The organism is Roseateles sp. PN1 (assembly GCF_038419725.1).
In the GTDB taxonomy this organism is placed as follows: Bacteria; Pseudomonadota; Gammaproteobacteria; order Burkholderiales; family Burkholderiaceae_C; genus Paucibacter_A.
Genome location: NZ_JBCARA010000005.1, coordinates 310,554 through 333,527, shown reverse-complemented (window position 1 = coordinate 333,527; position 22,974 = coordinate 310,554). Strand labels below are relative to the sequence as shown.

Sequence of the window (22,974 nt, the reverse complement as noted above, 5' to 3'; positions counted from 1 at the left end):
GTTCCGCCACTCGCTATAAACCGACAAAGACCCACATCATGAGCACTTTCAACTTGCTGCCCGAAGCCGCCCGCCTGCCCAGCCCTTACCGCGACGAGCAGGCGGTGGTCAGTGCGCTGGTGCAATCCCTGGGCGCGCGCCTGGACTGGCCGCAGGTGATTGCCCTGGCCGGCCCCTGGGTGCAGCAGGTGCGGGCCAACCCGGCGCCGTTCTGGGCCATGGAGTCGCTGCTGCGCGAGTACCCGATCACCAGCTCCGAGGGCCTGGCCCTGATGCGTCTGGCCGAAGCGCTGCTGCGCGTGCCGGACGCACCCACCGCGATCGCGCTGACGGCGGACCAACTCGGCCGTGGCCAGTTCGATGGCGCCTCAGACGGCCCGCACAAGATGCTGGCCAGCTTGTCGGCCTCGGCCATTTCTTTGTCGAAGAAGTTCCTGCCCGATGCCGAAGGCCAGGGCGGCCTGATGACGCGCCTGGGTGCGCAGACCGTGGTGGCCGCCACCGTGCGCGCCATCCAACTGCTGGGCCGCCAGTTCGTGCTGGGCCGCAATATTGGCGAGGCCATGAGCGAAGCGGCGGACGCCCGCAAGATTCAGCCCATGCTGCGTTTCAGCTACGACATGCTGGGCGAAGGCGCCCGCACCGAGAAGGACGCCGAGCGCTACCAAGCCGCCTACGTGGGCGCCATCAAGGCGATTGCGGCCAGCGTCAAGGCCAGCTCGCCGGAGGCGGCCGACGGCATTTCCATCAAGCTCAGCGCCCTGTTCTCGCGCTACGAAGTGCTGCAGCGCGAGCGCGTGTTTGCAGAACTGCTGCCGCGCGTGTGGCAGCTGATCGAGCTGGCCGCCAGCGCCAATATCAACCTGACCATCGACGCCGAGGAAGTGGATCGCCTGGAGCTGTCGCTGGATGTGCTGGACGCGCTGGCCGCGCGCATCAAGGGTAGCTACCCGCAGTGGCGTGGCTTCGGCCTGGCCGTGCAGGCCTACCAGACCCGCGCGCTGGATGTGATTCACGAGGTGGCGGCCATCGCTAAGAAGCATGGCCTGCGCTTCATGGTGCGCTTGGTCAAGGGCGCGTATTGGGACGGCGAGATCAAGCGCGCCCAAGAGCTGGGCCTGAACGCCTACCCGGTGTTCACCCACAAGCAGCACACCGATGTGTCTTACCTGGCTTGCGCGCAGGCGCTGATCGGACACGCCGATGTGATCTACCCGCAGTTCGCCAGCCACAACGCCGGCACCATTGCCGCCATCGTGCAGATGGCCCGCGCGGCCGGTGCCAAGTTCGAAATGCAGCGCCTGCACGGCATGGGCGAGGGCGTCTATCGCGAGGTGCTGAAAGAGGGCACGATCCCCTGCCGTGTCTACGCCCCGGTGGGCGAGCACCGCGACCTGCTGGCCTATCTGGTGCGCCGCCTGCTGGAGAACGGCGCCAACTCTTCCTTCGTGCACCAACTGGCCGATGTGAATGTGCAAGTGCCCGAGCTGCTGGGCTCCCCGCTGGAGCAGGTGCAGGCCAAGAGCGCGCTGCCCCTGCCGCCCGAGCTGTACTTCGACCGCATGGGTCTGGGCCGACGCAATTCCACCGGTGCTGACCTGAGCGACAAGGCCCAACGCCAGCCCCTGGCGCAAGCCCTGATCGAAATCGAAGTGGGCGCCGTGCCGCTGGCCGATGCCGCCGCCGTGGCCGAGGCCATGGCTACTCTGCAAGCCGGCTTTGCGCCTTGGGTCAGCCTGGCCGTGGCCGAGCGCGCCGCGATTCTGCGCCGCGCTGCCGACGCGCTGGACGCCCGCCTGCCCGAGTTCTGCGCCCTGCTGGTGAAAGAAGCCTTCAAGACCCAGGGCGACTGCGTGGCCGAGGTGCGCGAGGCCGTGGACTTCCTGCGTTACTACGCCGACCAGGCCGAGCGCGATGCGGTGCATCTGCAGCAAGGCCGCGGCGTGTTTGTTTGCATCAGCCCCTGGAACTTCCCGCTGGCCATCTTTGCCGGCCAGGTGGTGGCCGCGCTGGTGGTGGGCAATACCGTGGCGGCCAAGCCGGCCGAGCAAACCCCGTTTGTGGCCCAGCGTTTTGTGGAACTGCTGTACGCCGCCGGCCTGCCGCGCAATGCCTTGATCTTGCTGCACGGCGCGGGTGAAACCGTGGGTGCCGGCCTGGTGGCCGATGCGCGCACGGCGGGTGTGTGCTTCACCGGCTCCACGCAAGTGGCGCAGATCATCAACCAAACCCTGGCGGCCAAAGAGGGTCAGGTCGTGCCCCTGATTGCCGAAACCGGTGGCCTGAACGCCATGATCGTGGACTCCACCGCCTTGCCTGAGCAGGTGGTGGACGCGGTGGTGCAAAGCGCCTTCCGCTCGGCCGGCCAGCGCTGCTCGGCCCTGCGCCTGCTGTGCGTGCACGAAAGCATTGCCGACGGAGTGATCGAAATGCTGCGCGGCGCCCTGCAAGAACTGTGGGTGGGCCAGCCTGCCGAGTTGAGCACCGATGTTGGCCCGGTGATCGACGACGAAGCCTTCCAGGGCATCGCCCAGCATGTGCAGCGCCTCAAGCGCGAGGCCAAGCTGATCGCCGAATGCCCGGTGCAAGAGGTGCTGCCGCGCCTGATCGCGCCGGTGGCTTTCGAGATCGGCAGCATCAGCGAGCTGCGCCAGGAAATCTTCGGCCCGGTGCTGCATGTGCTGCGCTGGGGTGGTGATGTGGACGCGGTGCTGGAGCAAATCAACGCCCTGGGCTATGGCCTGACGCTGGGCATCCAGACCCGCATCGACAGCCGCGCCCTGCGCTTGGCGGAAAAGGCCCGCATCGGCAATGTCTACGTCAACCGCAATGTGATCGGTGCGGTGGTGGGCGTGCAGCCTTTCGGCGGCGAAGGCATGTCGGGCACCGGCCCCAAGGCGGGCGGTCCCAACTATCTGTACCGCTTCAGCGCCTTGCCGGCCATCGCCGTCGAGGCCAGCCTGGCCAGCCCAGCCGCTGGCACGCCGCCGGCCAGCCTGGCTGCCTCGGTGGCCGCGCTGAGCGTGGCCCATGCGCAATGGGCGGACGTGCCCCTGGCCGAGCGTGCTGCCTTGCTGCGCCGTGCGTTTGAGGGCCTGGCCAGCGCGCCAGCCCTGTCCAAGCGCCTGAGCCAAGCTCAGCAAAGCCTGGCCGAGCTGAGCCTGCCCGGCCCCACGGGTGAGAGCAATGAGCTGCGCCAGCATGGCCGTGGCGTGCTGGCCCTACTGGCCAATAGCGCTGCCGAAGATCAGCTGGCGCTGGCCCTGTGCGCCGCCCTGGTGGCCGGCAATAGCGTGGCCCTGGTGGTGACGGAGGCCACGCAAGTGCACGCCGCCGCCCTGCATCAGGCCCTGCAGCGTGCTGGCCTGGCGGCGGAAACGTTGCAGCTGCTCTCGGGTGGCGAAGCCTGCCTGCGCGCCTTGCTGGACGATGAGCGCATTGCCGGTGTGGTGTTGGCCGGCGCCGGCGCCGCGCTGGAACGCCGCCTGTGGCGCGTGATGGCGGCCGACAAGGGTGCCATTCGCCCCCTGATCACCGCGCAGGAAGTCAGCGCCGCCAGCCAGCAATACCGCTTCAGCGCTGAGCAGACGCTGACCATCAACACCGCAGCCGCTGGCGGCAATGCCGCCCTGCTGGCCGGCATGCACTGAGGCCTGGCCAGGCCGCCGCAGCGCGACCGACTAATCGGCGTTGCGGCTGAGCTGGCTTGTTGGCGCGGGCTGTAAGCGCTGAATCAATCGCTGAATCAAGCGCCGCAGCATGTGCACGACCAGCCGCCGCCAGCGCGCCTGTGCCGGGCTGCTCTGGCGCAGCGTGTACAGGCAGCTCGGGTCGCGGCTGTCCAGCCTGATCCAGCCCGGCGCTTGCGCCACCCAGACCGCGCCGGCTGTGAGCTGCTGCCTGGCTTGCCAGACGGTGTCGCTCAGGCTCAGCGCAGTTTCCAAGGCGAGAGGCAGGCGCAGCAGCAAACTGCCGCGCTGCACATGCAAGACCCAACCGACCTGAACTTGCAGCAATTGCTGGGCCCCGCTTGGCAAAGCGCGAGGGGCGGGCGGGGGCGTGTGGGCAGAGGTCATGGCGAGTGGCCCTGAGGGCGCTGGGGAAGACGGCTTCAGTGTGGCCAGGGCCGCCGCTTCGGAACAGGGACAGAAAGGGCCTTTGTGCTGCAGAACAGCGGCTTTTTTGCGCTGTTCTGCAAGGCCGCGGGCGCATCTGTATCGGCCCCGGGGCAGGCCCAGCGTCGACAATCCCACCATGCCGCTTTACCTCCAGCTCGCCAGCCATTACCGCCAAGCCATCCACAAGGGTGCCTTGCCGCCGGGTGCGCGCATGCCCTCGGTGCGCGGGCTGATGGGCTTGCATCAGGTCAGCATGTCCACCGCCTTGCAGGCCTGCCGCTGGCTGGAGGCCAAGGGCTTGTTGGAGGCGCGCGCCCGGGCCGGCTACTTTGTGCGTGCGCACAGAACGGCGGGTTTGCCGCCGGCGCATGAGCCTTCGCCCATGGCGCTGATCGATGAGGCGCGCTATGTGGGCGTGCATCAAAAAGTCTCATCCGTGCTGGCCAAGGCGCTGGCCCAGCCGGTGCGGGTGAATCTGTCGGGCGCCCAGGCGGCGCCCGAGTTGTATCCGCTGGAGCGCCTGCGCCAGTCCAGCCAGCGCGTCTTGCGTCAGCATGGCGCCTGCCTAGTGACACCGCCGCCGCCCGGCGGCGAGCCCAGCTTGCGCAGCGCCCTGGCACGGCTGGCGCTGGAGCAGCAGCAACTCCAACTCAGCCCGGACGAAATCGTCATCACCCACGGCTGCACCGAGTCGCTCACCCTGGCCTTGCGTGCCGTGACCCAGCCCGGCGATGTGGTGGCCGTGGAGTCGCCCACGTACTACGGCTTGCTGCAGATTCTGGAAAGTCTGTCGCTGCGGGCGCTGGAAATCCCGACCAGCCCGCACACCGGCATCTCGCTGCCGGCCCTGCAGGAAGCGGCGGCGCTGACGCCGGGGCTCAAGGCGGTGGCGGTGGTGCCGCATCTGCAAAACCCGCTGGGCGCCGTCATGCCGGATGCCGCCAAGCAGGCTTTGCTGGCTTGGTGCGAGCAGCAAGACCTGGCCCTGATCGAAGACGACAGCTACTCCGCCCTGTGGGATGGGCCGGCGCCGCTGCGGCCGATCAAATCGTTCGATCGCAGCGGCCGCGTCATTCTGTGTGGTTCGCTGCACAAGATTTTGGCGCCAGGCATGCGCCTGGGCTGGATGAGCGGTGGGCGCTGGCAGCAGCGGCTGGAGATGCTCAAGTACAGCCAGTCGCGCCCGAATGAGTCGCTGCCCCAGTTGGCGGTGGCGGACTATTTCAATGCCGGCCATATGCCCCGCCATCTGCGCAAGATGCGCGCCCAGCTGGCGCTGCAGCGCGAGCAAATGGCCGAGGCACTAGCCCGTTACTTACCCGCCGAATCGCGCCTGAGCGTGCCCGGTGGCGGGCTCAATTTGTGGCTGGAGTTGCCCGAGGGCGTGTCCTCCATGGCCTTGTTTGAGGCGGCCTTGGCCCAAGGCATTCGGCTTGCGCCGGGGGCGATGTTTTCCAACACCATGCGTTTTGATGCCTTTTTGCGCATCAATTGCGGCCTGCCCATCGATGAGCCGGTGCGGCAGGCGGTGCAAAGCCTGGGGCAGTTGCTGCGCGGGCGCAACTGAGGCGCGGCTGGCTTTGTACCTGTTTTCAGGGGCGAGATGGCGCGCCGCATCGCAGCGCAGGGGTCAAGCCCGAGCTGCTCTTGCGCTTTGATGCCGCTTACCTGCGCTGGCTGCGCGGGGGCGCTTGGCCACAGCAGTGGCAGGCACTTGCACCGCCGACTTGGCAGTTTCACAAAATACCGGGCTAGGCTTGCTAGGCTAGGGCTACGATGAAACGTCTTCGCCAATCACAAAAGGAGATCCTGATGCTGCGTCGAAAACTGCTGTTGACCCCCGCCGTGCTGGCCATGTCTTTGGGCCTGCTGTCGGCTTGCTCGACCAACGAGACTGCCAAGGAAACCCCGGCGCAGCAAAAAGCTGCCATCGAAGCCGGCTATGACGCCACCATGGCGACCTTGTACAAGAGCGTGCCGGGCTCCCGAGAGCTGGCCAGCAAGGCGCGCGCCATCTTGGTGTTCCCCAAGGTCTATGCCGCTGGCTTGGTGGTGGGTGGTGAGTATGGCGAAGGCGCGCTGCGCGCCGGTGGCCAGACGGTGGACTATTACAAGACCACGGCCGCCTCCTTCGGCTTCCAGGCCGGCGCCCAGTCCAAGGCGCTGATCTATTTCTTCATGACCCAAAAGGCCTATGACGACTTCCGCAAGAGCAGCGGCTGGACGGCCGGCGTTGATGGTTCCGTGGCCCTGATTCAGGTGGGCGCCAATGGCGGCATCGACACCAAGAGCTATGACAACGCCGTCAACGCCTTCGCCCTCACCAACGGTGGCCTGATGGCCGCCGCTAAGGTGGCGGGCAGCAAGATTGCCAAGCTGGAGTTCTGAGCCAGGCCTGGCATAACTTCTCATCTCACTGGTAATAAAGAGGGGCTCCGCAGGGAGCCCCTTTTGTTTTGCTTCAGTCTGGATATCTCCGCACTTGAATCGGCAGCCCAAAAAAAAGAGCCCCAAGGCACCGACCCAGCCTGCACGCTCTCCCCATGCAGACTGAGTCGGGCCCGGGACCCGAGGCGGCGCGGCGCAAAGGTGGCGCCCGCCAAAACTTGCTTAGAAAGCCAGTGACTAGGGCACTGGCTGCGCTACTGCGTGCTTAGCGGATCACCGCCAGCGATTCGCGGTTGCCGGCCTTGTAGGTGTACAGGGTCAGGGCACCGTTCTTGATGTCACCCTTGGCATCGAAGCTGATATTGCCCGTCACGCCCTTGTAGCCCTCGGTCTTGGCCAGCACCGGCAGGTACTTGGCGGGATCAGCCGAGCCGGCCTTGACCATGGCGGCGACCAGCACGCCAACGGCGTCGTAGGAGTAAGGCGCGTAGACCTGCACGTCGAGCTTGGTGGTGTTGCGGAAGCGGGCGCGGAAGTCGTCCATGGCTTGCTTCTGCGCAGCGTCAACACCGCCGGCTTCGGCGCAGTAGACCTGGTTGTCGTCGATGGTGCCGGCGGCCAGCTTGGGCAGCTCGCTGGTGCAGATGCCGTCGCCGCCGACGAACTTGGCGGAAATGCCCAGCTGCTTCATCTGGCGCAGCATCGGGCCGGCCACGGCGTCCATGCCGCCGAAGAAGATCACATCGGGCTTCTTGGACTTCAAGCTGGTCAGGATGGCGCTGAAATCGGTGGCCTTGTCATTGGTGAATTCGCGGCCAATGATCTTGCCGCCGTTGGCCTTGACGCCTTTTTCGAACTCATCGGCCACGCCTTGGCCGTAGGCCGTGCGGTCGTCGATGACGGCGATGGACTTGCCTTTCAGATCCTTGGCGGCGTAGCGGCCCAGGGTGCCGCCCAGATGCACGTCATCGGCCACCACGCGGAAGGTGGTCTTGTAGCCGCTGCGTGTGAACTTGGGGTTAGTGCTGGAAGGCGAGATTTGCGGCACGCCGGCTTCCGAGTAGATCTTGGCGGCGGGGATCGAGGTGCCCGAGTTCAGGTGACCGACCACGCCGTTGACCTTGGAGTCCACCAGCTTTTGCGCGGCTTGCGTGCCTTGCTTCGGATCGCCAGCGTCGTCTTCGCCCAGCAGTTCGAGCTTGACCTTCTTGCCGCCGATCACCACGCCCTTGGCGTTGAGTTCGTCGATGGCCATGCGGGCGCCGAGTTCATTGTCCTTGCCCAGGTGGGCGATGGCGCCGCTGGTCGGGCCAACGTGGCCGATCTTCACAACTTCTTGTGCCAGGGCGGCGGTCGAGGCCAGGCCCAGCAGGCTCAGCGCAGCGCAAGCAATGGCGTTCATCTTCTTTTGCATCAGTGAAAAATCTCCGTGAGTGGGAGCCGTGCGTTAGGTTGGCTCAGGGTGTGGACAATGAGAGGAGCCACTGGGCGATCAGCTCGGCCTCGGCCTCGCTGATCTGCACATTGGCCGGCATGCGGGCGACACCCCAGCGCCCGCTGCTGCCTTCGAGAATGCTTTTCTTGAGCTGCTTCGCTGCCAGAGCGGGGTCCCGAATGCCGCGGTAACGCGCGGCAATCTCCCGGAAGGCCGGCCCGGCCTGCGCCTCCTCCAGGCTGTGGCAATAGATGCAATGTCTGGCCCAGGCTGGCGGCTCTTGTGCCGACAACTCTTTGGGGCTGGACAGGGCAGCAATGGCGCACAGCAAGCAGGCAAGCAGCGGGCGTTTCATGGGTCGGCGCATTCCGGAGGCAGGCGAGTTGCTTCAGATCACTTCTTCAGGTCGAACTTCGGTGCGCCCAGCAAGGAGCTGGACACCGCGTAGCCGCCGTGATTGGTGAAGACCCAGATGATGTTGCGGTCCCATTCAATGAAGACGCCGTGAGTCTGGTCACCGAAGTGCTGGTTCACCTTGGGGTCCACTGTGGGCGGCACAAAGTAGCCGGCGATCTTGGGCTTGGCGGGGTTGCTGACGTCGAAGATCTGCGCACCAGCGTTGTAGAACGCGTAGATCAGGTACTTGTCGCTCGGCGTGCCGGGCTGATGCCAATAGCCACTGCGCTTAGGCCCGAAGCTGCCGCGGCGCTGGCAGTAGTCGGTGAACGGTGCGCCCTTGGGTGGTGTGGGGCGGGGCAGGGTGGCCAAGACCTTGGGCTGAGTCGGGTCCTTCACGTCGACGGCGTAGATGTCCTTGTAGGGCTCGTAGCAGTCTTCGTTGAGGGGGTAGCCGCTATAGTAGATGACGCCGGTCTTCTCGACCTTGGTGACGTCGATGTTGTCGCCTTCGGTGCCGGCTTGGCTGACGGGCATGTCCAGCTTACCAACACGCTTCATCTTGGCCGGGTCCGACACGTCGATCACGTGCAGGCCCATGCCGCCCATGGCCGCATAGCCGTACTTGCCGCCCTTCTCGGGGTCTTTGGGAATGAACAGGGGCATGCGCGCGCCCATCCATGAAGTCTTCTTGCCGACGCGCGGGTTCTTCTTGTATTCCTCTTCCTCACCCAGGCGCGAGCCGGGCACCCACCAAGTGCTCAGGCGCTTGGGGTTGTGCGGGTCGGACAAGTCAAATGCCATCTGGGCCTGGTTGTAGAGGAAGTTGGCGTACTCCTGGTTGGCGAAGGTGTCGTCCGGTGCGCCCGACACGAACAGGTACTTGCCACCCCAATACACCGGCACATCACCGCAGCCCGAACCTTGTTGCGGGTACTTGTCGGGTGAGCTGTAGGCGTCTAGCGGCAACTCGGAGATCTTCTTCCATTGCGCCGGATCGGGGCTGTCCACCTCGAAGACGCGGAAGCCGCGCAGCAGCGGCTGCTTGCGGATCACATCGACCTTGGCCTGGTCAGCCGGGTCGTACTTATTGCTCAGAATGCCGAAGCGGGTGACTTCGTAGCACTGCACGGCGATGTTCTTCTTGAGCTTCTCGTTGTACTGGATCGTCAGCGGCCCGAAGGGATGCTCGCTGCTGCCCCAGCCCCACTTCTTGTTGGCGATCAACTCGACCTTGCGGGGGTCGGTGATGTCGAACACTTTGTAGAAGGACTTCTCATGCACCACCATGTAACGGTGGCCGTTCATGTCCACCGTGGTCTGCCAAGAGTGGTATGGGCTGCCCAGCATCTCGGGGTGCTGGCCTTCGACCTTGGTGTTGAGCTGGTACTGGTTCAGGTCCAGATGGTCGAGGCTGCCTTTGAAGGGGTGGGTGCCGCCAATGCTGGGCGTTTCGGCCGGGTGTTTGTAGACGCCGGTGACCGGGTCCAGGCCGAAGCTGGCCGCATCGGGGCGAGCCGGCTGGCCCGCAATGGCTTTGGGTTCTTCCCGGTCTTCTTTGACCGGCAAGCGCGCCGCGCCGGGTGCCGGCGGGGTGATGGTTTGTGCCGCGGCCAGCTGGTTCAGGCCGGTGGCGATCAGAAGTGCAGTCAGTGCAAGTTTCATATTATGTTTCCCTCAGGCTCAGAACTTGTGGCGCAGGCCGATTTGCAGGCCGCTGGGGTTTTCGTTGGAAAGGGGCGAGGCATGGTTGAAGCTGACCGGGAAGCGCATCTCTGAGGCGCGTGCATGCTTGACCGAGCCATAGACGGTGTACAGGTCAGTGCGCTTGGAGAAGCCGTACAGATAGCCCAATGTCCAGCTGGTGGCATCGGACAGCGCGGTTTCATCCTTGTCGTCCTTGTGCACCACGCTGGCGAAGATCCGGTGAGTCGGGTTGATCTCGTAGCGCAGGCCCAGTTGCAGATCCGTGCCTTTGGCATTGAAATCGGCGTAGGGCGGGTAGGCGTAATAGCCGCTGTAGCGGTGGTACAGCGCCGTCAGATCCAGGTTGCCCAGGGTCAGCACGCCGCCGACGTAGATGTCGGTGGACTTACCAAACTGCTTGGAGTCGGACAGGGTGCGGCGATGCTGCTGGTCCACGCCGGCCATCAGGTAGAAATCGTTGCCGTAGTAGTCCAGCGCGGCGCTTTGCACCTTCGCGTCCTTGCTGCCATCTTCGCGGCCAGCCGTCATAGCCACGCGTGCCTGCACATTGGCGACTCGGGGGCTGGTGTAGAACACACCGTTGCTTTCGCGCCAGGGCGCGTAGTACACGACGGTGTTGCTGATCGGGCTGTAGTCAGCGTTGAACGTGGGGTCGATGTAGCCATACATCTCGGCGGTGGGGGTGTCGCGACGGCCGGCGCTGAGTTCGCCCCATTGCTTGGACGCCAGCTGGATGTAGGTGTGACGCGGCGATCCCATTTGACCGCTGTCCGCCTTGAAGGCCAGTTCATGCACGCCCGTGACGCTCAGGCCCTGCCCCAAGTCTTCATGGGCCTTGAACTGGAGCCGTGATGTGTTCATCCCGCCCGAGCTCATGCCCTTGACGGTCTTGCCGCCGGACTTGGCGAGCTCCAAATTGACATCGAAATAGCCGCTCAAAGTGACTTGTGCCAGTGCTGGCGTGCAGGCCATCAGCGCAGCAACGGTCAGAGTCAGGGGTTTGCAAAGCTTGGACAGGTTCTCTCGCACGGGGAATCTCCTTGGAAGGATGGGAACGTGGGGGCTGCCGGGGGAGCGGTAGTGGACTAGGGAAAAGGGGGGAGTGAAAGCAAGCGAAAGCAAGCGGCTGCGCGGGCGGGCGGGCGCAGCAGCGGGCCTCAGGTCACGGCCTTCTTGGCCATGAACTCGGGGCTGGACCAAATGCCGCTGGCCATCACGTCTTTCAGAATCGCGACCGCCTGCCAGACATCGGCATGGCTGAGGTAGAGCGCGGCGAAACCGAAGCGCAGGATGTCGGGGGCGCGGAAGTCGCCGATCACGCCGCGTGCGATCAAGGCCTGCACGATGGCGTAGCCCTGTTCATGCGTCAGCGAAACCTGGCTGCCGCGCAGCGCGTCTTCACGCGGCGTGGCCAGGCCGAAGCCGTAGCCGGCCAGTTCCTGATCGACCAGGCGGATGAACAGCGAGGTCAGCGACAGGCTCTTGGCGCGCAGCTGCTGCATGTCAACGCCGTCGAACACGGTCAGCGCCGCTTCCAGCGCGAACAAGCCCATCTGCGGCGCGGTGCCGACCAGCATGCGGTCGATGCCGGGCGCTGGCACATAGGTCTGGGTGAACTCGAAAGGCTTGGCGTGGCCGTGCCAGCCGGTGATGGGCTGACGCAGGGCCTCTTGGTGGCGGCTGGCCACAAAGGCGAAGGAGGGGGCGCCGGGGCCGCCGTTGAGGTATTTGTAGCCGCAGCCGACTGCGAAGTCCGCCTCGCAGCCGTTCAGATCGCAAGGCATGGCGCCGGCCGTGTGGGCCAGATCCCAGATCACCAGGGCGCCTACTTCATGCGCACGGCGGGTGATGGCTGCCATGTCATAGACCTGGCCGCTCTTGTAGTTGACATGGGTCAGCGTCAGCACGGCCACGTCGTCGTTCAGGGCGGTCATCACATCGGCGGGCGCCACGGCGCGGTGCTGGGCGCCGGTCAGCTCGGCCACGCCGGAGGCCACATAGGCGTCGGTGGGGAAGTTGCCGTTCTCGCCCAAGATGATCTTGCGGCCGGGGCGCATGCGCAGGGCGGCGACCAGCAACTTGAACAGATTCACCGAGGTGGAATCGGCCACGATCACTTCATTGCCTTGTGCGCCAATCAGGCTGGAGATGCGCGCACCCACCCGCTGCGGGGCGGGGTACCAGTCGGCATCGTTCCAGCTGCGGATCAGGCCAACGGCCCATTCCTGCTCAATGGCCTGCTTCATGCGGGCCGGCACCGCGGCGGGCATGGCGCCCAGCGAATTGCCGTCCAGATAGATCACACCCTCTGGGATGGTGAACAGGGCGCGGCGCGCGGCCAGCGGGTCTTGGGCGTCCAGCGCCAGGCAATGCGCCTCGCTCAGTGCCAGGGCTTGCGTTTCGATCGGAGGGTGGGAACTCATTTTGGGGACTTCTGTCTGTATATGGTCACGTGTATATGTATACACAGAGGTCACTCTATGTTCTGTGTGACGCATTTGTTACCTTGCTAACCCTACCCACCGCGATTTGGGGTAAATTCAACCCGCAAACATTTGAAAAACGGATTTACTTATGCAAATCGAGATCGACGCGACCGATCGGCAGTTGCTCAAAGCCCTACAAGACAACGCACGCCTCACCACCGGCGAGTTGGCTGCGCTGGTGGGCATGTCGCAATCGCCCTGCTGGCGGCGGGTCAAACGCCTGGAAGATGCCGGCTTGATCGTGGGTTATCAGGCCCGCTTGGATCGCCGTGCTTTGGGTTACGGCGTGATGGCTTTCGTGACCATCAGCATCGACAGCCAGAACGAAGACCACTCGCTGGAATTCGAGCGCGCGGTGCGCGACATCCCCGAGGTGGTGATGTGCCACGGCGTCTCCGGCCCCGAGGACTTTGTGCTGGTGGTGGTGTCCCAAGACCTGGACAGTTATTCGCAGCTGATGCAAACCAAGCTGCGCCGCCTGCCGGGCGTGAAGATGATGCGCACCAGCTTCTCGATGCAAGAAGTCAAGGGCCTGGACGGCATGCCCATGCCGGGCTGAGCGCTGCCCGGCCCCGGCGCCTTAGTGCTCGGCCCTGAACACCCCGATGGCTTCGGCCAGGCGCTGGGCCTGCTCCCGCAGCGATTGCGCAGCGGCCGCTGATTCCTCCACCAGCGCCGCGTTCTGCTGCGTCATCTGATCCAGCTGCGTGACCGCACCGTTGACCTGCGAAATGCCGTCGCGCTGCTCCAGCGCGCCCGCGGCGATCTCCGCAATCAAGTCGTTGACACTGCGCACGCTGCCGACGATGTCTTGCATCGCCGCCCCGGTTTGCGCCACCAACTGCGCGCCGGTTTCGACCCGCTCCACCGAGACGCCGATCAGTGCCTTGATCTCACGCGCCGCGCCCGCACTGCGCTGGGCCAGCGCCCGAACTTCGGAGGCCACCACCGCAAAGCCACGCCCCTGCTCGCCAGCGCGGGCCGCTTCCACGGCCGCATTCAGGGCCAGGATATTGGTCTGGAAGGCGATGCTGTCGATCACGCCGATGATGTCGCCGATCTTGCGCGAGCTCTCGGTGATCTGGCTCATATTGCCCTCCACCTGCGCCACCACCTCGCCGCCACGCGTGGCCGCTGCCACCGCCGATGTGGCGAGCTGATTGGCCGCGCGCGCCGTGTCGGCGGAGTGGCCGACGGTGGCGGTCAGCTCTTCCATTGAGCTGGCGGTTTGCTGCAGATTGGAGGCCGTCTGCTCGGTGCGGGCGCTCAAGTCATGGTTGCCGGTCGCAATCTGGCTGGAGGCGGTGGCCACCGATTCGATGCCTTGCTTGACCTCGCCCACTACGCCGCGTAACTGCAGCACCATGCGGTCCATCGCGCCCAGCAAGAGGCCGAACTCGTCACGCCGCCGCGACTGCGCCCGCGCGCTCAGGTTGCCGCCGGCAATCTGCTCGGCCACCGCCATGGCCTGCGCCAGGGGGCGCTGGATGGAACGAATCAAGACCAGCGCGCCGCCCACCAAGGCCAGCACATTCAGCGCCACAAACAGCCACACCAGGCGGGTCATGGTTTTGTGCTGCGCGGCTTCAACGGCTTGCGTTTCACGCTTGGCGCTGGCCTGCTGTTCGGCAAATGCGCGCAGCGACTTCATGTACACGGCCACGGCGGGGCTGAAGCCCTCCGTCATCTCCTGCCGCGCCGCATCCGCATCCGTGCGCTTGAGGGCGCGCAGCTTGGCCAGTGAGTCCAGCATGGTCTTGCGCGTGGCGGCCACCTCGGCCAGCAGGCGGCGGTCTTGCTCATTCAGCGGCATCGCGTCGATGCTCTTTTTGACCTCGATCACTTCGGCCGTGACGCTGGCGATCTCGTCTTTGAACAAAGCCTCCAGCGCGGGCTCGCTGCTGGCTGCGCTGGCCTGGATGCGCACCACATTGGCGGCGGTCAGCGTGAGCCAGCGGTTAGCGGCCGCCTGCTTGGCGTCCATCAGCGCGGTGGCTTCGTCCGAGGCGGCTTGCAGCTGAGCGCTGCGCAGGGCGGAAAAACCGGTCGAGGCCAACAAGGCCAGGATGGTGGCCGCCACGGCGGCCCACAGCCGGAAGGCCACGCTGTGGCGGCCTAGCTTGGCAGTCAGGGGGAGGTCAGAAGAGGTCATGGATGGATTTGTATTTGTATCCGAAGTGCAATATATGCATACATGAGCATAGTTCATGTTTATGTGTGGAAGCGTCGGCCTGAAGCGCTGGAGCCCGGCCGAGCGGGGACGCACAGCGTGAAGTGGCCGCTTTCCGGTAATCCTGCGCAGACCGATGGCCGCGCTCCCGCGCGGCTGTTGCCAAATCTGCCTCAGGGTAAGTACGTGGCGCAGCAGCAGTAGTTGCCGCCGCTGCTGCCGCGCCCGCTGGCGCTCAGGCCAGCAAGCTCCACAGCATGCGCAGGCCCAGGCCCAGCAGCAGCAGGGCGAACACCTGCTTGAGCCGCGCCACCGGCAAGGCATGCGCCAGCTTGGCGCCCAGCGGCGCGGTCAGCACGCTGGCACCCGCCAGGCCCAGCAGCGCGGGCAGGTAGACGTAGCCCAGGCTGAACGGAGGCAAGACCTGACCCTGCTGCGCCGCATGCAGGCCGTTGAGGATGTAGCCCGCGCTGCCCGCCAGGGCGATCGGAAAGCCCAGCGCTGCCGAGGTGGCGATGGCGCGGTGGATGGGCACCGAGCACCAGCTCATGAAGGGCACGGCGACCGAGCCGCCGCCTATGCCCACCAAGCTGGAAAACACGCCGATGGCACCGCCGGCCGCATGCAGGCCGGCTGGCCCGGGCAGCTCACGGCTGGCCTTGGGGCGTGCGTTCAGCAGCATTTGCACACCCACGTAGAGGCTGAAGGCGACGAACACCGCCTTCAGCGCCGGGGTGGACAAGCGGCTCGCCACCACGGTGCCGGCCAAGGTACCCAGCAGCAAACCCGGTGCCATGCGCCGCACCAGCGCCCAGTCGACGGCGCCCCGCAGATGGTGAGCGCGCACGCTGGAAATCGAGGTGAACACGATGCTGGCCAAAGATGTGCCCAGCGCCAAGTGCGCCAGATGCGCCGCACTGGCCCCCTGCGCGCCGCCCCAGGGCAGGGTGGGAAACACCAGCAGCAAGAGTGGCACGATGACGATGCCGCCGCCCACGCCCAGCAGCCCAGCCAGTACGCCGGCGCCGGCACCCATTGCAAGATAGAGGGCGAGTTCCATCACAACACCTGGCAGGCTTCGGCGAAGTTGAGGCGCGGCAGGCGTTCGAACACGCCGGCGGGGTCGCCGTAACCCAGATTGCAGATGAAGTTCACCGTCACGTCTTCGTCGGCAAAAGCGGCTTGCTTGGCGAAGAATTCGGCGCTCACCGCCGCCGCGTTGAAGCCCGACATGGGCCCCACATCCAGTCCCAGGCCGCGCGCTGCCAGCATCAGGTAGGCGCCTTGCAAGGTGGCATTGCGTTGCGCGGTGCTGGCGGTCAGATCCGCATCGGCATCAAACATATTGCGGGCCTCGGGGCGGTGGGGAAAGAGCTGGGGCAGGCGCGCCTGAAAGCGCTGCGCCGTGCCGATCAGCACCGTCACCGGCGCGCTGCGGGTCTTGTCCACATTGCCGGGGGAGAGCAGGGGCAGCAGGCGCGCACGCGCTGGCTCGCTGCACACAAACACCAGCCGTGCGGGCGAGCAATTCATGCTGGTCGGGCCCATCTTCATCAGCTCGTAGAGCTGCGTAAGCAGAGTCGGCGCCACCGGCTTGTCCAGCCAGCGGTTCTGGCTGCGTGCCTGGCGCAGCAGCAGGTCCCAGGCATCGTCATTCAAGGTAGGGCGGCTTGTCGTCTGATTCATAGCGCAGCTCCCAAGCAAGCAGTGGCGGTGATCTCAACGCGCATATGCGGGTGCGGCAACTGGTGCACGGCCACGGTCGTGCGGGCCGGGCCGCTGCGGGCGTCGAAGAACTCGGCATAAGCGGCGTTGTAGGCGGCGAAGTCGCGCATATCGGTGAGGTAGCACGTCAGGCTGACGCAGTCCCGCAAGCTAGCGCCCTGGCTGAGCAGGGCAGCGCGAATCTTCTCGATCACGACGCGGGTTTGCAGGGCCACGTCAATTTGCAACTCGCCATCGCCCGAGCGTGTGACGCCGGCGCAGCTGCCGTCGGCCTGGCGGGCGCTCATGCCGGAGACAAACAGCCAGTCGCCATGGCGGCGCAGCATTGGGTAGGCGCCCAGCGGCGCCAGCGGCTCGGCCTGGGCTTGTCCTTGCTCGGTGGACATGGTGGGCGTGCTCATGCCAGCTTGAAGTCAATCGCCTGCAGCGCCGCATGCAGGGCGCTGGACTGTTCGGCGCTGAGACCCGTCAGCGGCGGGCGCACGCGTTGCCAGGCCGGGTCGTCCAAGTCTTTGGCGATCACTTCCTTGAGTGCCGCAATCATCGGGAAGCCTTGCACGATCTTGCGCAGCTGGTCCACTTCCGCTTGCAGGGCGGGGCCTTCGGCGCTGCTCCAGGCCTGTACCAGCTGGCTGATGCGGGCCGGGTTGATATTGACCGTGGCGGAGATGCAGCCGCGTGCGCCCAGCGGCCGGGTGCGGGAGATGAAGCTTTCGGAGGCCGGGAAGATTTCCAGCTCCGGGAAGCGTTCCAGCATGGCGGCCAGATTGTCCCAATCGCCCGAGCTGTCCTTGATGCCGACCACGGTGCCGGGGAAGTCCTTCAGCAAGCGGGCGATCACGCCATGGGTGATGGGCACGCCGCTCAGCGCGGGGATGTGATACAGATAAACCTTCAGGCGCGCGTCGCCCACGCGCGCAATCACATCGGCATACCAGGCGTAGAGCCCCTCGTCGCTGATGCCTTTGTAGAAGAAGGGCGGCAGCATCAACACGCCGGCGCAACCGAGCTCCACCGCATGGCGGCTGAGTTCGGCGGCCTCGCCGGCCGAGCAGGCGCCGGTGCCGGGCAAGAGCTTGGCGGGCGGAATGCCAGCGGCCACCAAGGCCTCCAGCAGCGCGCGGCGCTCGGCCAGGGTCAGGGAATTGGCCTCGCTATTGGTGCCGAAGGGTGCCAGGCCTGCGCCTTGGGCGACCAGCCAGCGCGCATGGGCGATGAAGCGGGTGGTGTCGGGGCTGCCGTCGGCAGCGAATGGGGTAACGACAGGCGCAAACGCGCCGGTCAAGCCGGTGGTGACCATAGTGACTCCTGAGAGTGGTGGGATGTGTGGGGGCGGCTGCAGTGGCCCTAGCCACTCAGCGCCGCGCGCCTTTCTTGGCGCGCAAGACGTCGCTAGGACGGCCTGGGCTGCGCCGGTGAGAGCCGGCGGGCAAAGTCCAGCAATTGCTGGCCAAAGCGCTCGTCATCGCTGCCGCTGTCGATGTGGGCAACGATGGAGGTGTGGTTGTGCGCGGGCACGCAAATCAGCGGCGGGATGCGGCCATGCGCCTGGCCCACGCGGTGGCAGAACTCGGCGGCGTAGACGTCCAGCCAGGGGTTCTCGAACTCCGCCACGGCCAGCAGCGTGGGCACATCCAGGCGTGCCGCATGGCTGACGGGCGACTGCGCCTCCAGCGTGGCCGCGTCCTCGCCGAAATAGGCGCGCACGCCGTGGGCATTGGGGTTGTCGGCCCGGGTGTCGGCGCGCAGGCGGGCGCTGATTAGCACGGCCGCGGCCACCGGCGGGCGTTGGCCTTGCAGGCGCGGGTCACACAGCAGGCTGGCCACATGCGATCCGCCGGCGGAATGGCCGATCAGCAAGAGGCGCTGCGGGTCGGCCTGCCAGTCCGCGGCCAGTGCATGCACCTGGCGCAGCGCTGCGGCCACGTCTTCGGCGCCGCCGGGAAAGGGTGCTTCGGGGGCCAGGCGGTATTCCACATTGACGCCCACAAAACCATGGCGGGCGAAGAAGCGCAGCACATTGCCGTAGACCTGCTCATTGCTATTCATCTGCCCGCGCACAAAGGCGCCGCCATGCACGAAGACCACGATGGGCCGCAACGCAGTGCTCGCGTCAGACGACAGATCAGGCGGCAGGTACACATCCATCACCTGGCGCGGGTGTGGGCCGTAAGCGATGGCGCGCTCAATCTGCAGGCCGGGCAGCGGCCGGGCCGCCAGCAGCGGGGTGTAGCAGCGCACGACGGCGTCGCGGTGGGCATTGATGTCCTCGGCCCAGCGCGGGCCGATGCGGCGCAGCAGCTCGGCCGCGGAGAGGCCCTCAGTGATCATCTTTGAAGACCCCCATCAGGCTGGACAGCTCGGCGATGTACTCGCCGTAGCGGGGGTTCTCTTTGATCGACTCGGGGCGGCGCGGGCGTGGCAGGTCGATGGTCAACTCCTTCACCACGCGCCCGGGCCGGCCCGACATCACCAGCACCCGGTCCGACAGAAACACCGCCTCGGCGATCGAATGCGTCACCAGCAGCACGGTCTGGCGCTGCTCTTGCCAGATGCGCAGCAGCTCGACGTTAAGGCGGTCGCGGGTCAGCGCATCCAGCGCGCCGAAGGGCTCGTCCATCAGCAGGATTTCGGGGTCCAGGGCCAGGATCTGGCCGATGGCCGCGCGCTGGCGCATGCCGCCGGAAAGCTGGTGGGGGTGGTTCTGCTCAAAGCCCTTGAGCCCCAGCATGCCGATCAGCTGGGCCAGCTTGGGCGCCCACACCGACTCCGGCACTTTGCGCAACTTGGCGCCCAGCGCCATATTGTCTTGAACCGTGAGCCAGGGCAGCATATTGCTGCTTTGGAACACCACGCCGATCTCCGGGCTGGGCCCTTGCACTGCGCGGCCGTTGACGGCTACCGTGCCGCCTTGGTAAGGCGTTAGGCCGGCGACGATGCGCAGCAAAGTGCTCTTGCCGCAGCCGCTGGGGCCGAGGATGGAGACGAACTCATGCGCGCCGATGCTGAGGTCCACCGCTTCCAACGCCTTGACCTCGTGCTTGCCGGCAAAGGTCTTGAGTACCTGGCGGACTTCTATGACCGCACTTGACGAATCCTTGGACATGACAACCCTGTGTTGAAGCGTTCAGTAGGAAATGCCGCGCCACCAGACGGCGCGCGCCAGCCGCTCGACCATGCCGTAGAGGAACACCGACAGCGCGGTGATCACCAGAATGGCGGCGAACATCAAATCAGTTTGGGCATTGGCCGTGGCCAGGGTGATCAGATGGCCCAGGCCCGCTTCGGCGCCGATGAACTCACCCACGATGGCGCCGATCACGGCCAGCGGCATGGCGATCTTGATGCCGTCAACAAAAGCGGGCAGGGCTGAGGGCATTTGCAAGCGCCAGAAGCGGTCCCAGCGCGAGGCGCCGAGGGCATGGAAATGCTCATCCAGATGGATGGGCACATTCGACATGCCGCCCAGCGTGGCCACCACCACCGGGAAGAAGGCGAACAGAAACGTCGCCGCCACCTTGGAGCCCAGGCCGTAGCCGAACCAGACGATCATCAGCGGCGCCAGTGCGATCTTGGGCATGCTTTGCAGCGCCGTGATCAGTGGGTAGAGCGTGCGGCGGGCCAGCGCGCTGAGGTGAATCAACACGCCCAGCAAGATGCCACCCACCACCGCCAGGCTGAAGCCCAGCAGCACCTCGACCATGGTGACCCAGGTCTCGGCCAGCAGCATCTGCCTGGCCTCCCAGCCGGCGGCCAGCACGGCCGACAGCGGCGGTAGCAAGTAGCGACGCACGCCCAGGGCGCTGACGCCGTATTCCCAGAACGCGGCCAGCAGGCCCCAGAAGATCAAGGACTCGAGTGCGCGCTTCATCTCACTCGCCGTCCTTTTTCTTGCTATCGGCGCTGGCGCCTTGCTTGGCGGCGACCACGGCGGCCGGCGGCGGCACCACGAAGCGGGCGAAGCGCCATTGGTCGAAGGAGTCGATATTGCGCTCCCACACCTTGGCCTCGTAGGGCTGGCTGGGGCTGATTTGGGTCATCTCGCAATACAGCTCGACGTTATTGCCGTCCGGGTCTTTGAAGACCAGGAACAGGTTCTCGCCCGGGCCATGCTTGCCGATGCCGCGCACGATCTCCACGCCATGGGCTTGCAGCACCTTCACGGCGCGTTCCATCTCGGCCAGGTCATCGACCAGGTAGGAGAAATGCTCCATGCCGGGCCGGTCATAGCGCGGCGCTTCGTTCATGCCGGCCGAGCCGGCGGGGATCTGTGCCAGCGCCAGATCATGGTGATCGCTGCCGGCGCGCAAAAAGACCATCTGGTCGCTGATCCAGTCAGACACCTCCAGGCCCAGGATCTCGGTGTAGAAGTGCACGGACTTGTGGATGTTCCGCACCATCAACACCAGGTGCCCGAGCTTGCGCGGTTTGATCTTCTCGATTGTGTTCATTGCTGCTCCTGCGGGGCGCCGACTCAGTCGACGATGAAGCGGTTGGTGTAGACCTCGCCGCCACGCACGGCGGCGGTGACGTTGAAGGCCTTTTTGGAGAATTCGATGGTGGCGTGCATGCGGTCGGCGCGGATGTAGCCGAGCTTCGCGTTGTCGGCCGCGGGGTCGCTGATGATCTCCAGCGTCTCTTTGATCTGCTGCAACAAGATCGGTTTGGCGATCAGCTTGTTGCTGGCGGCGATCAAGTCGACGGCCTCCTCGGGGTTCTTGCGCATGTAGTCGTAGCCTCGGTAAGTGGCCGTGACGAAGCGCTTGACCAGATCCGGGTTGCTCTGCACCAACTGCTCGCTGGTGACGATGCCGTTGCCGTAGATGTTCAGATTGAAATCACGGTAACGCAGGGCGGCGAGTTGCTTGCCTTCGCGCCGCACCAGGGCTTCCAGCAAGGGCTTGTTGGCACCTTCCCAGCATTCGGCCAGGTCAACCTTGCCTTCCAGAAAGCTGGGGTTGATGACCGCCGGGTCCAGGCGCAAGAGCTTGAGGTGCGTGGCGGGCAGGCCGTTGGCCTGCAGCCAGGCGGGCACCAGGTTTTGCAGCGGCGAAGAAGCGCCGCCGCCCACGCTCATGCCTTTGATGTCAGCCAGCTTAGGCGTCTTGCTGAGCTTGCCCGGCACATAGCAAAGTGCGCCCGGCCACTGGGTGTTGATGGCGCCCACCATCACCGTCTTGCCGCCGTTGGCGCGGTTGAGCATCACGCTGATCGGGTCGCCGTAGCCGAACTCGAACAAGCCCTGGTCAATCTCATTGACCGTGCGCTGGCCGCCGTAGCCGCGCTGGGTTTGCACCTCCAGGCCGGCCTCGGCGTAAAAGCCCTTGGCGGCGGCTACCAGCACCCCGCCGGTGCTGCCTTGCGGCAGCCAGGCGAGGTTGAACTTGACCTTGTCCAGGGCATGCGCGGCATTGCCGCCCAAGGCCGCACAAAACACGGCAGCGGTGGCCGCGAGGCGGCGCCAGAGAATCTTGGCCATGGTCGATAAGCTCCTGAAACGAGGGTTGGATCAGCCCGCTACCACCCGGTTGCGGATGCTGCCGATCTGGTCAATGCTGGCCTGCATCACATCGCCGGCCTGCAGAAAGCGGCCGCGCGCCATGCCCACGCCGGTGGGGGTGCCGGTGGCGATCAAGTCGCCGGGCTTGAGCGTCAGCATCGAGGAGAGGTAGGCGATCTGCTCTGCGATATTGAAAATCATCCCCTCGGTGCTGTCGTCTTGCATGGTCTCCTCGTTCACGGTCAGCCGCATGCGCAGCTTCTGCGGCTCGGCGATGCATTCTCGCGGCACCAGCCAGGGACCCATGGGACCGAAGGTGTCGAAGCTCTTGCCGCGGAACCAGTCGTGGGTGAAGGGGAAGTCGCTGCGGCGGTTCAAATCGCGGGCGCTGATGTCGTTGAAGACGGTGTAGCCGGCGATGACCTCATAGGCCTGCTCGACGCTGACATGACGGCATTCCTTGCCGATCACCACGCCCAGCTCAACCTCCCAGTCCAGCTTCTCGGTATTGGCGGGCTTGACCACATCTTCCTCAGTGGCCACCACGCTGGTATCGGCCTTCATGAAGACATAGGGCGCGCTTTCGCTGCGCGGGGCCAGCTTGGTGCCCATCTCTTTGGCGTGCTCGGCGTAATTGGAAGCGGCACCGAAGATGCGGCCGGGCCGGTAAGGGGTGCACAGGCGATAGCTCTGCTCCGCCAGGGGCTTGATCTCGCCGCTGGCGGCCAAGCTCAGTGCCTTGGCGGCCAGCGCGGCAATGGCGGGGGCGCTTTGGGGCCAGTCCGCAATGGCGGCTTGCGTGCCAGTCAGAAAAGGCTTGAGTTCAGGCGCCTCACTGAGGCCGCTGGCTTGGGCCACCACGGTGGCATCAAAAAGCCGGTCATTCAGCACCAGGGCCGGGCGTGGGCCGTGGCCGTTGTCATAGGAAGCAAGGGCGTACCAGGTCACAGGGATTCCTTTGTCATTTGACTGCAGCCAGCGAGGTGTTTGCTAAGCTATGTGCATACAATATCACCATCATGTATACATAACAAGTGATCCAGGGTAAG

At 65.5% G+C, this 22,974-nt stretch carries 21 protein-coding genes and 1 pseudogene; 5 read left to right on the top strand and 17 right to left on the bottom strand.

From position 1 onward, the window contains the following. Positions 1 to 38: 38 nt before the first annotated feature. Positions 39 to 3,005 (top strand): annotated as a pseudogene (locus AABB87_RS10855) (L-glutamate gamma-semialdehyde dehydrogenase); the annotation flags it as partial. Between the two features lie 3 nt (positions 3,006 to 3,008). Then, positions 3,009 to 3,650, top strand: coding sequence for an aldehyde dehydrogenase family protein (locus AABB87_RS10850; RefSeq protein WP_341971273.1), 642 nt, complete (start codon positions 3,009 to 3,011; stop codon positions 3,648 to 3,650). A gap of 30 nt (positions 3,651 to 3,680) precedes the next feature. Here AABB87_RS10850 and AABB87_RS10845 read toward each other — a convergent pair whose 3' ends face one another. Next, positions 3,681 to 4,076, bottom strand: a complete 396-nt coding sequence (locus AABB87_RS10845; protein ID WP_341971251.1) for a hypothetical protein — start codon at positions 4,074 to 4,076, stop codon at positions 3,681 to 3,683. 178 nt (positions 4,077 to 4,254) lie between these two features. Between AABB87_RS10845 and AABB87_RS10840 the strand changes: the two genes are divergently transcribed. Further along, positions 4,255 to 5,685: an aminotransferase-like domain-containing protein gene (locus AABB87_RS10840; protein WP_341971250.1), complete on the top strand. Its 1,431-nt coding sequence runs from the start codon at positions 4,255 to 4,257 to the stop codon at positions 5,683 to 5,685. A 245-nt stretch (positions 5,686 to 5,930) separates the two neighbouring features. Beyond that, positions 5,931 to 6,506 carry a BPSL1445 family SYLF domain-containing lipoprotein gene (locus tag AABB87_RS10835; protein ID WP_341971249.1) on the top strand — a complete coding sequence of 192 codons (576 nt, stop codon included), beginning with the start codon at positions 5,931 to 5,933 and terminating at the stop codon, positions 6,504 to 6,506. A gap of 265 nt (positions 6,507 to 6,771) precedes the next feature. On the opposite strand, the gene AABB87_RS10830 is transcribed toward AABB87_RS10835, so the two are convergent. From AABB87_RS10830 to kynU, 5 genes are all read right to left on the bottom strand, one after another. Continuing rightward, positions 6,772 to 7,920 carry a branched-chain amino acid ABC transporter substrate-binding protein gene (locus tag AABB87_RS10830; protein ID WP_341971248.1) on the bottom strand — a complete coding sequence of 383 codons (1,149 nt, stop codon included), beginning with the start codon at positions 7,918 to 7,920 and terminating at the stop codon, positions 6,772 to 6,774. Positions 7,921 to 7,963: 43 nt separating this feature from the next. Then, the gene (locus tag AABB87_RS10825; RefSeq protein WP_341971247.1) at positions 7,964 to 8,296 is read right to left on the bottom strand and encodes a c-type cytochrome; all 333 of its coding nucleotides are present in this window, start codon (positions 8,294 to 8,296) and stop codon (positions 7,964 to 7,966) included. A 38-nt stretch (positions 8,297 to 8,334) separates the two neighbouring features. Continuing rightward, on the bottom strand, positions 8,335 to 10,002 hold the full coding sequence (locus AABB87_RS10820) for an LVIVD repeat-containing protein (protein ID WP_341971246.1): 1,668 nt from the start codon (positions 10,000 to 10,002) through the stop codon (positions 8,335 to 8,337). An 18-nt stretch (positions 10,003 to 10,020) separates the two neighbouring features. Next, on the bottom strand, positions 10,021 to 11,073 hold the full coding sequence (locus AABB87_RS10815; protein ID WP_341971245.1) for a porin: 1,053 nt from the start codon (positions 11,071 to 11,073) through the stop codon (positions 10,021 to 10,023). A gap of 128 nt (positions 11,074 to 11,201) precedes the next feature. Beyond that, entirely contained in the window at positions 11,202 to 12,467 is a 1,266-nt protein-coding gene (kynU, locus tag AABB87_RS10810) for a kynureninase (RefSeq protein WP_341971244.1), read from the bottom strand. Positions 12,468 to 12,618: 151 nt separating this feature from the next. Here kynU and AABB87_RS10805 point away from each other — a divergent pair, with 151 nt between their 5' ends. After that, entirely contained in the window at positions 12,619 to 13,089 is a 471-nt protein-coding gene (locus tag AABB87_RS10805; RefSeq protein ID WP_295078777.1) for an Lrp/AsnC family transcriptional regulator, read from the top strand. A 21-nt stretch (positions 13,090 to 13,110) separates the two neighbouring features. Here AABB87_RS10805 and AABB87_RS10800 read toward each other — a convergent pair whose 3' ends face one another. The 11 genes from AABB87_RS10800 to AABB87_RS10750 all read right to left on the bottom strand — a co-directional run bounded on the left by AABB87_RS10800 (position 13,111) and on the right by AABB87_RS10750 (position 22,873). Beyond that, complete coding sequence (locus AABB87_RS10800; RefSeq protein WP_341971242.1) at positions 13,111 to 14,682, bottom strand: methyl-accepting chemotaxis protein; 1,572 nt, start codon at positions 14,680 to 14,682, stop codon at positions 13,111 to 13,113. 253 nt (positions 14,683 to 14,935) lie between these two features. Beyond that, on the bottom strand, positions 14,936 to 15,760 hold the full coding sequence (locus AABB87_RS10795; protein ID WP_341971241.1) for a sulfite exporter TauE/SafE family protein: 825 nt from the start codon (positions 15,758 to 15,760) through the stop codon (positions 14,936 to 14,938). Beyond that, on the bottom strand, positions 15,760 to 16,386 hold the full coding sequence (locus tag AABB87_RS10790) for a malonic semialdehyde reductase (protein ID WP_341971240.1): 627 nt from the start codon (positions 16,384 to 16,386) through the stop codon (positions 15,760 to 15,762). The genes AABB87_RS10795 and AABB87_RS10790 overlap by 1 nt, the downstream gene beginning before the upstream one ends. Next, positions 16,383 to 16,826: a RidA family protein gene (locus AABB87_RS10785; RefSeq protein ID WP_341971239.1), complete on the bottom strand. Its 444-nt coding sequence runs from the start codon at positions 16,824 to 16,826 to the stop codon at positions 16,383 to 16,385. The genes AABB87_RS10790 and AABB87_RS10785 overlap by 4 nt, the downstream gene beginning before the upstream one ends. Further along, a complete protein-coding gene (locus tag AABB87_RS10780; protein WP_341971238.1) occupies positions 16,823 to 17,725 on the bottom strand; it encodes a dihydrodipicolinate synthase family protein in 903 nt (300 codons plus the stop codon). Before AABB87_RS10780 ends, AABB87_RS10785 begins: the two co-directional genes overlap by 4 nt. 92 nt (positions 17,726 to 17,817) lie before the next feature. Beyond that, positions 17,818 to 18,756, bottom strand: a complete 939-nt coding sequence (locus AABB87_RS10775) for an alpha/beta hydrolase (protein WP_341971237.1) — start codon at positions 18,754 to 18,756, stop codon at positions 17,818 to 17,820. Beyond that, entirely contained in the window at positions 18,746 to 19,531 is a 786-nt protein-coding gene (locus AABB87_RS10770) for an ABC transporter ATP-binding protein (RefSeq protein WP_341971235.1), read from the bottom strand. The genes AABB87_RS10775 and AABB87_RS10770 overlap by 11 nt, the downstream gene beginning before the upstream one ends. A gap of 21 nt (positions 19,532 to 19,552) precedes the next feature. Further along, a complete protein-coding gene (locus AABB87_RS10765; RefSeq protein ID WP_341971234.1) occupies positions 19,553 to 20,296 on the bottom strand; it encodes an ABC transporter permease in 744 nt (247 codons plus the stop codon). A gap of 1 nt (position 20,297) precedes the next feature. After that, on the bottom strand, positions 20,298 to 20,876 hold the full coding sequence (locus AABB87_RS10760; RefSeq protein ID WP_341971233.1) for a VOC family protein: 579 nt from the start codon (positions 20,874 to 20,876) through the stop codon (positions 20,298 to 20,300). Positions 20,877 to 20,899: 23 nt separating this feature from the next. Further along, positions 20,900 to 21,904 carry an ABC transporter substrate-binding protein gene (locus AABB87_RS10755; protein WP_341971232.1) on the bottom strand — a complete coding sequence of 335 codons (1,005 nt, stop codon included), beginning with the start codon at positions 21,902 to 21,904 and terminating at the stop codon, positions 20,900 to 20,902. 30 nt (positions 21,905 to 21,934) lie between these two features. Further along, on the bottom strand, positions 21,935 to 22,873 hold the full coding sequence (locus AABB87_RS10750; RefSeq protein WP_341971230.1) for a fumarylacetoacetate hydrolase family protein: 939 nt from the start codon (positions 22,871 to 22,873) through the stop codon (positions 21,935 to 21,937). Between the last annotated feature and the right edge of the window lie 101 nt (positions 22,874 to 22,974).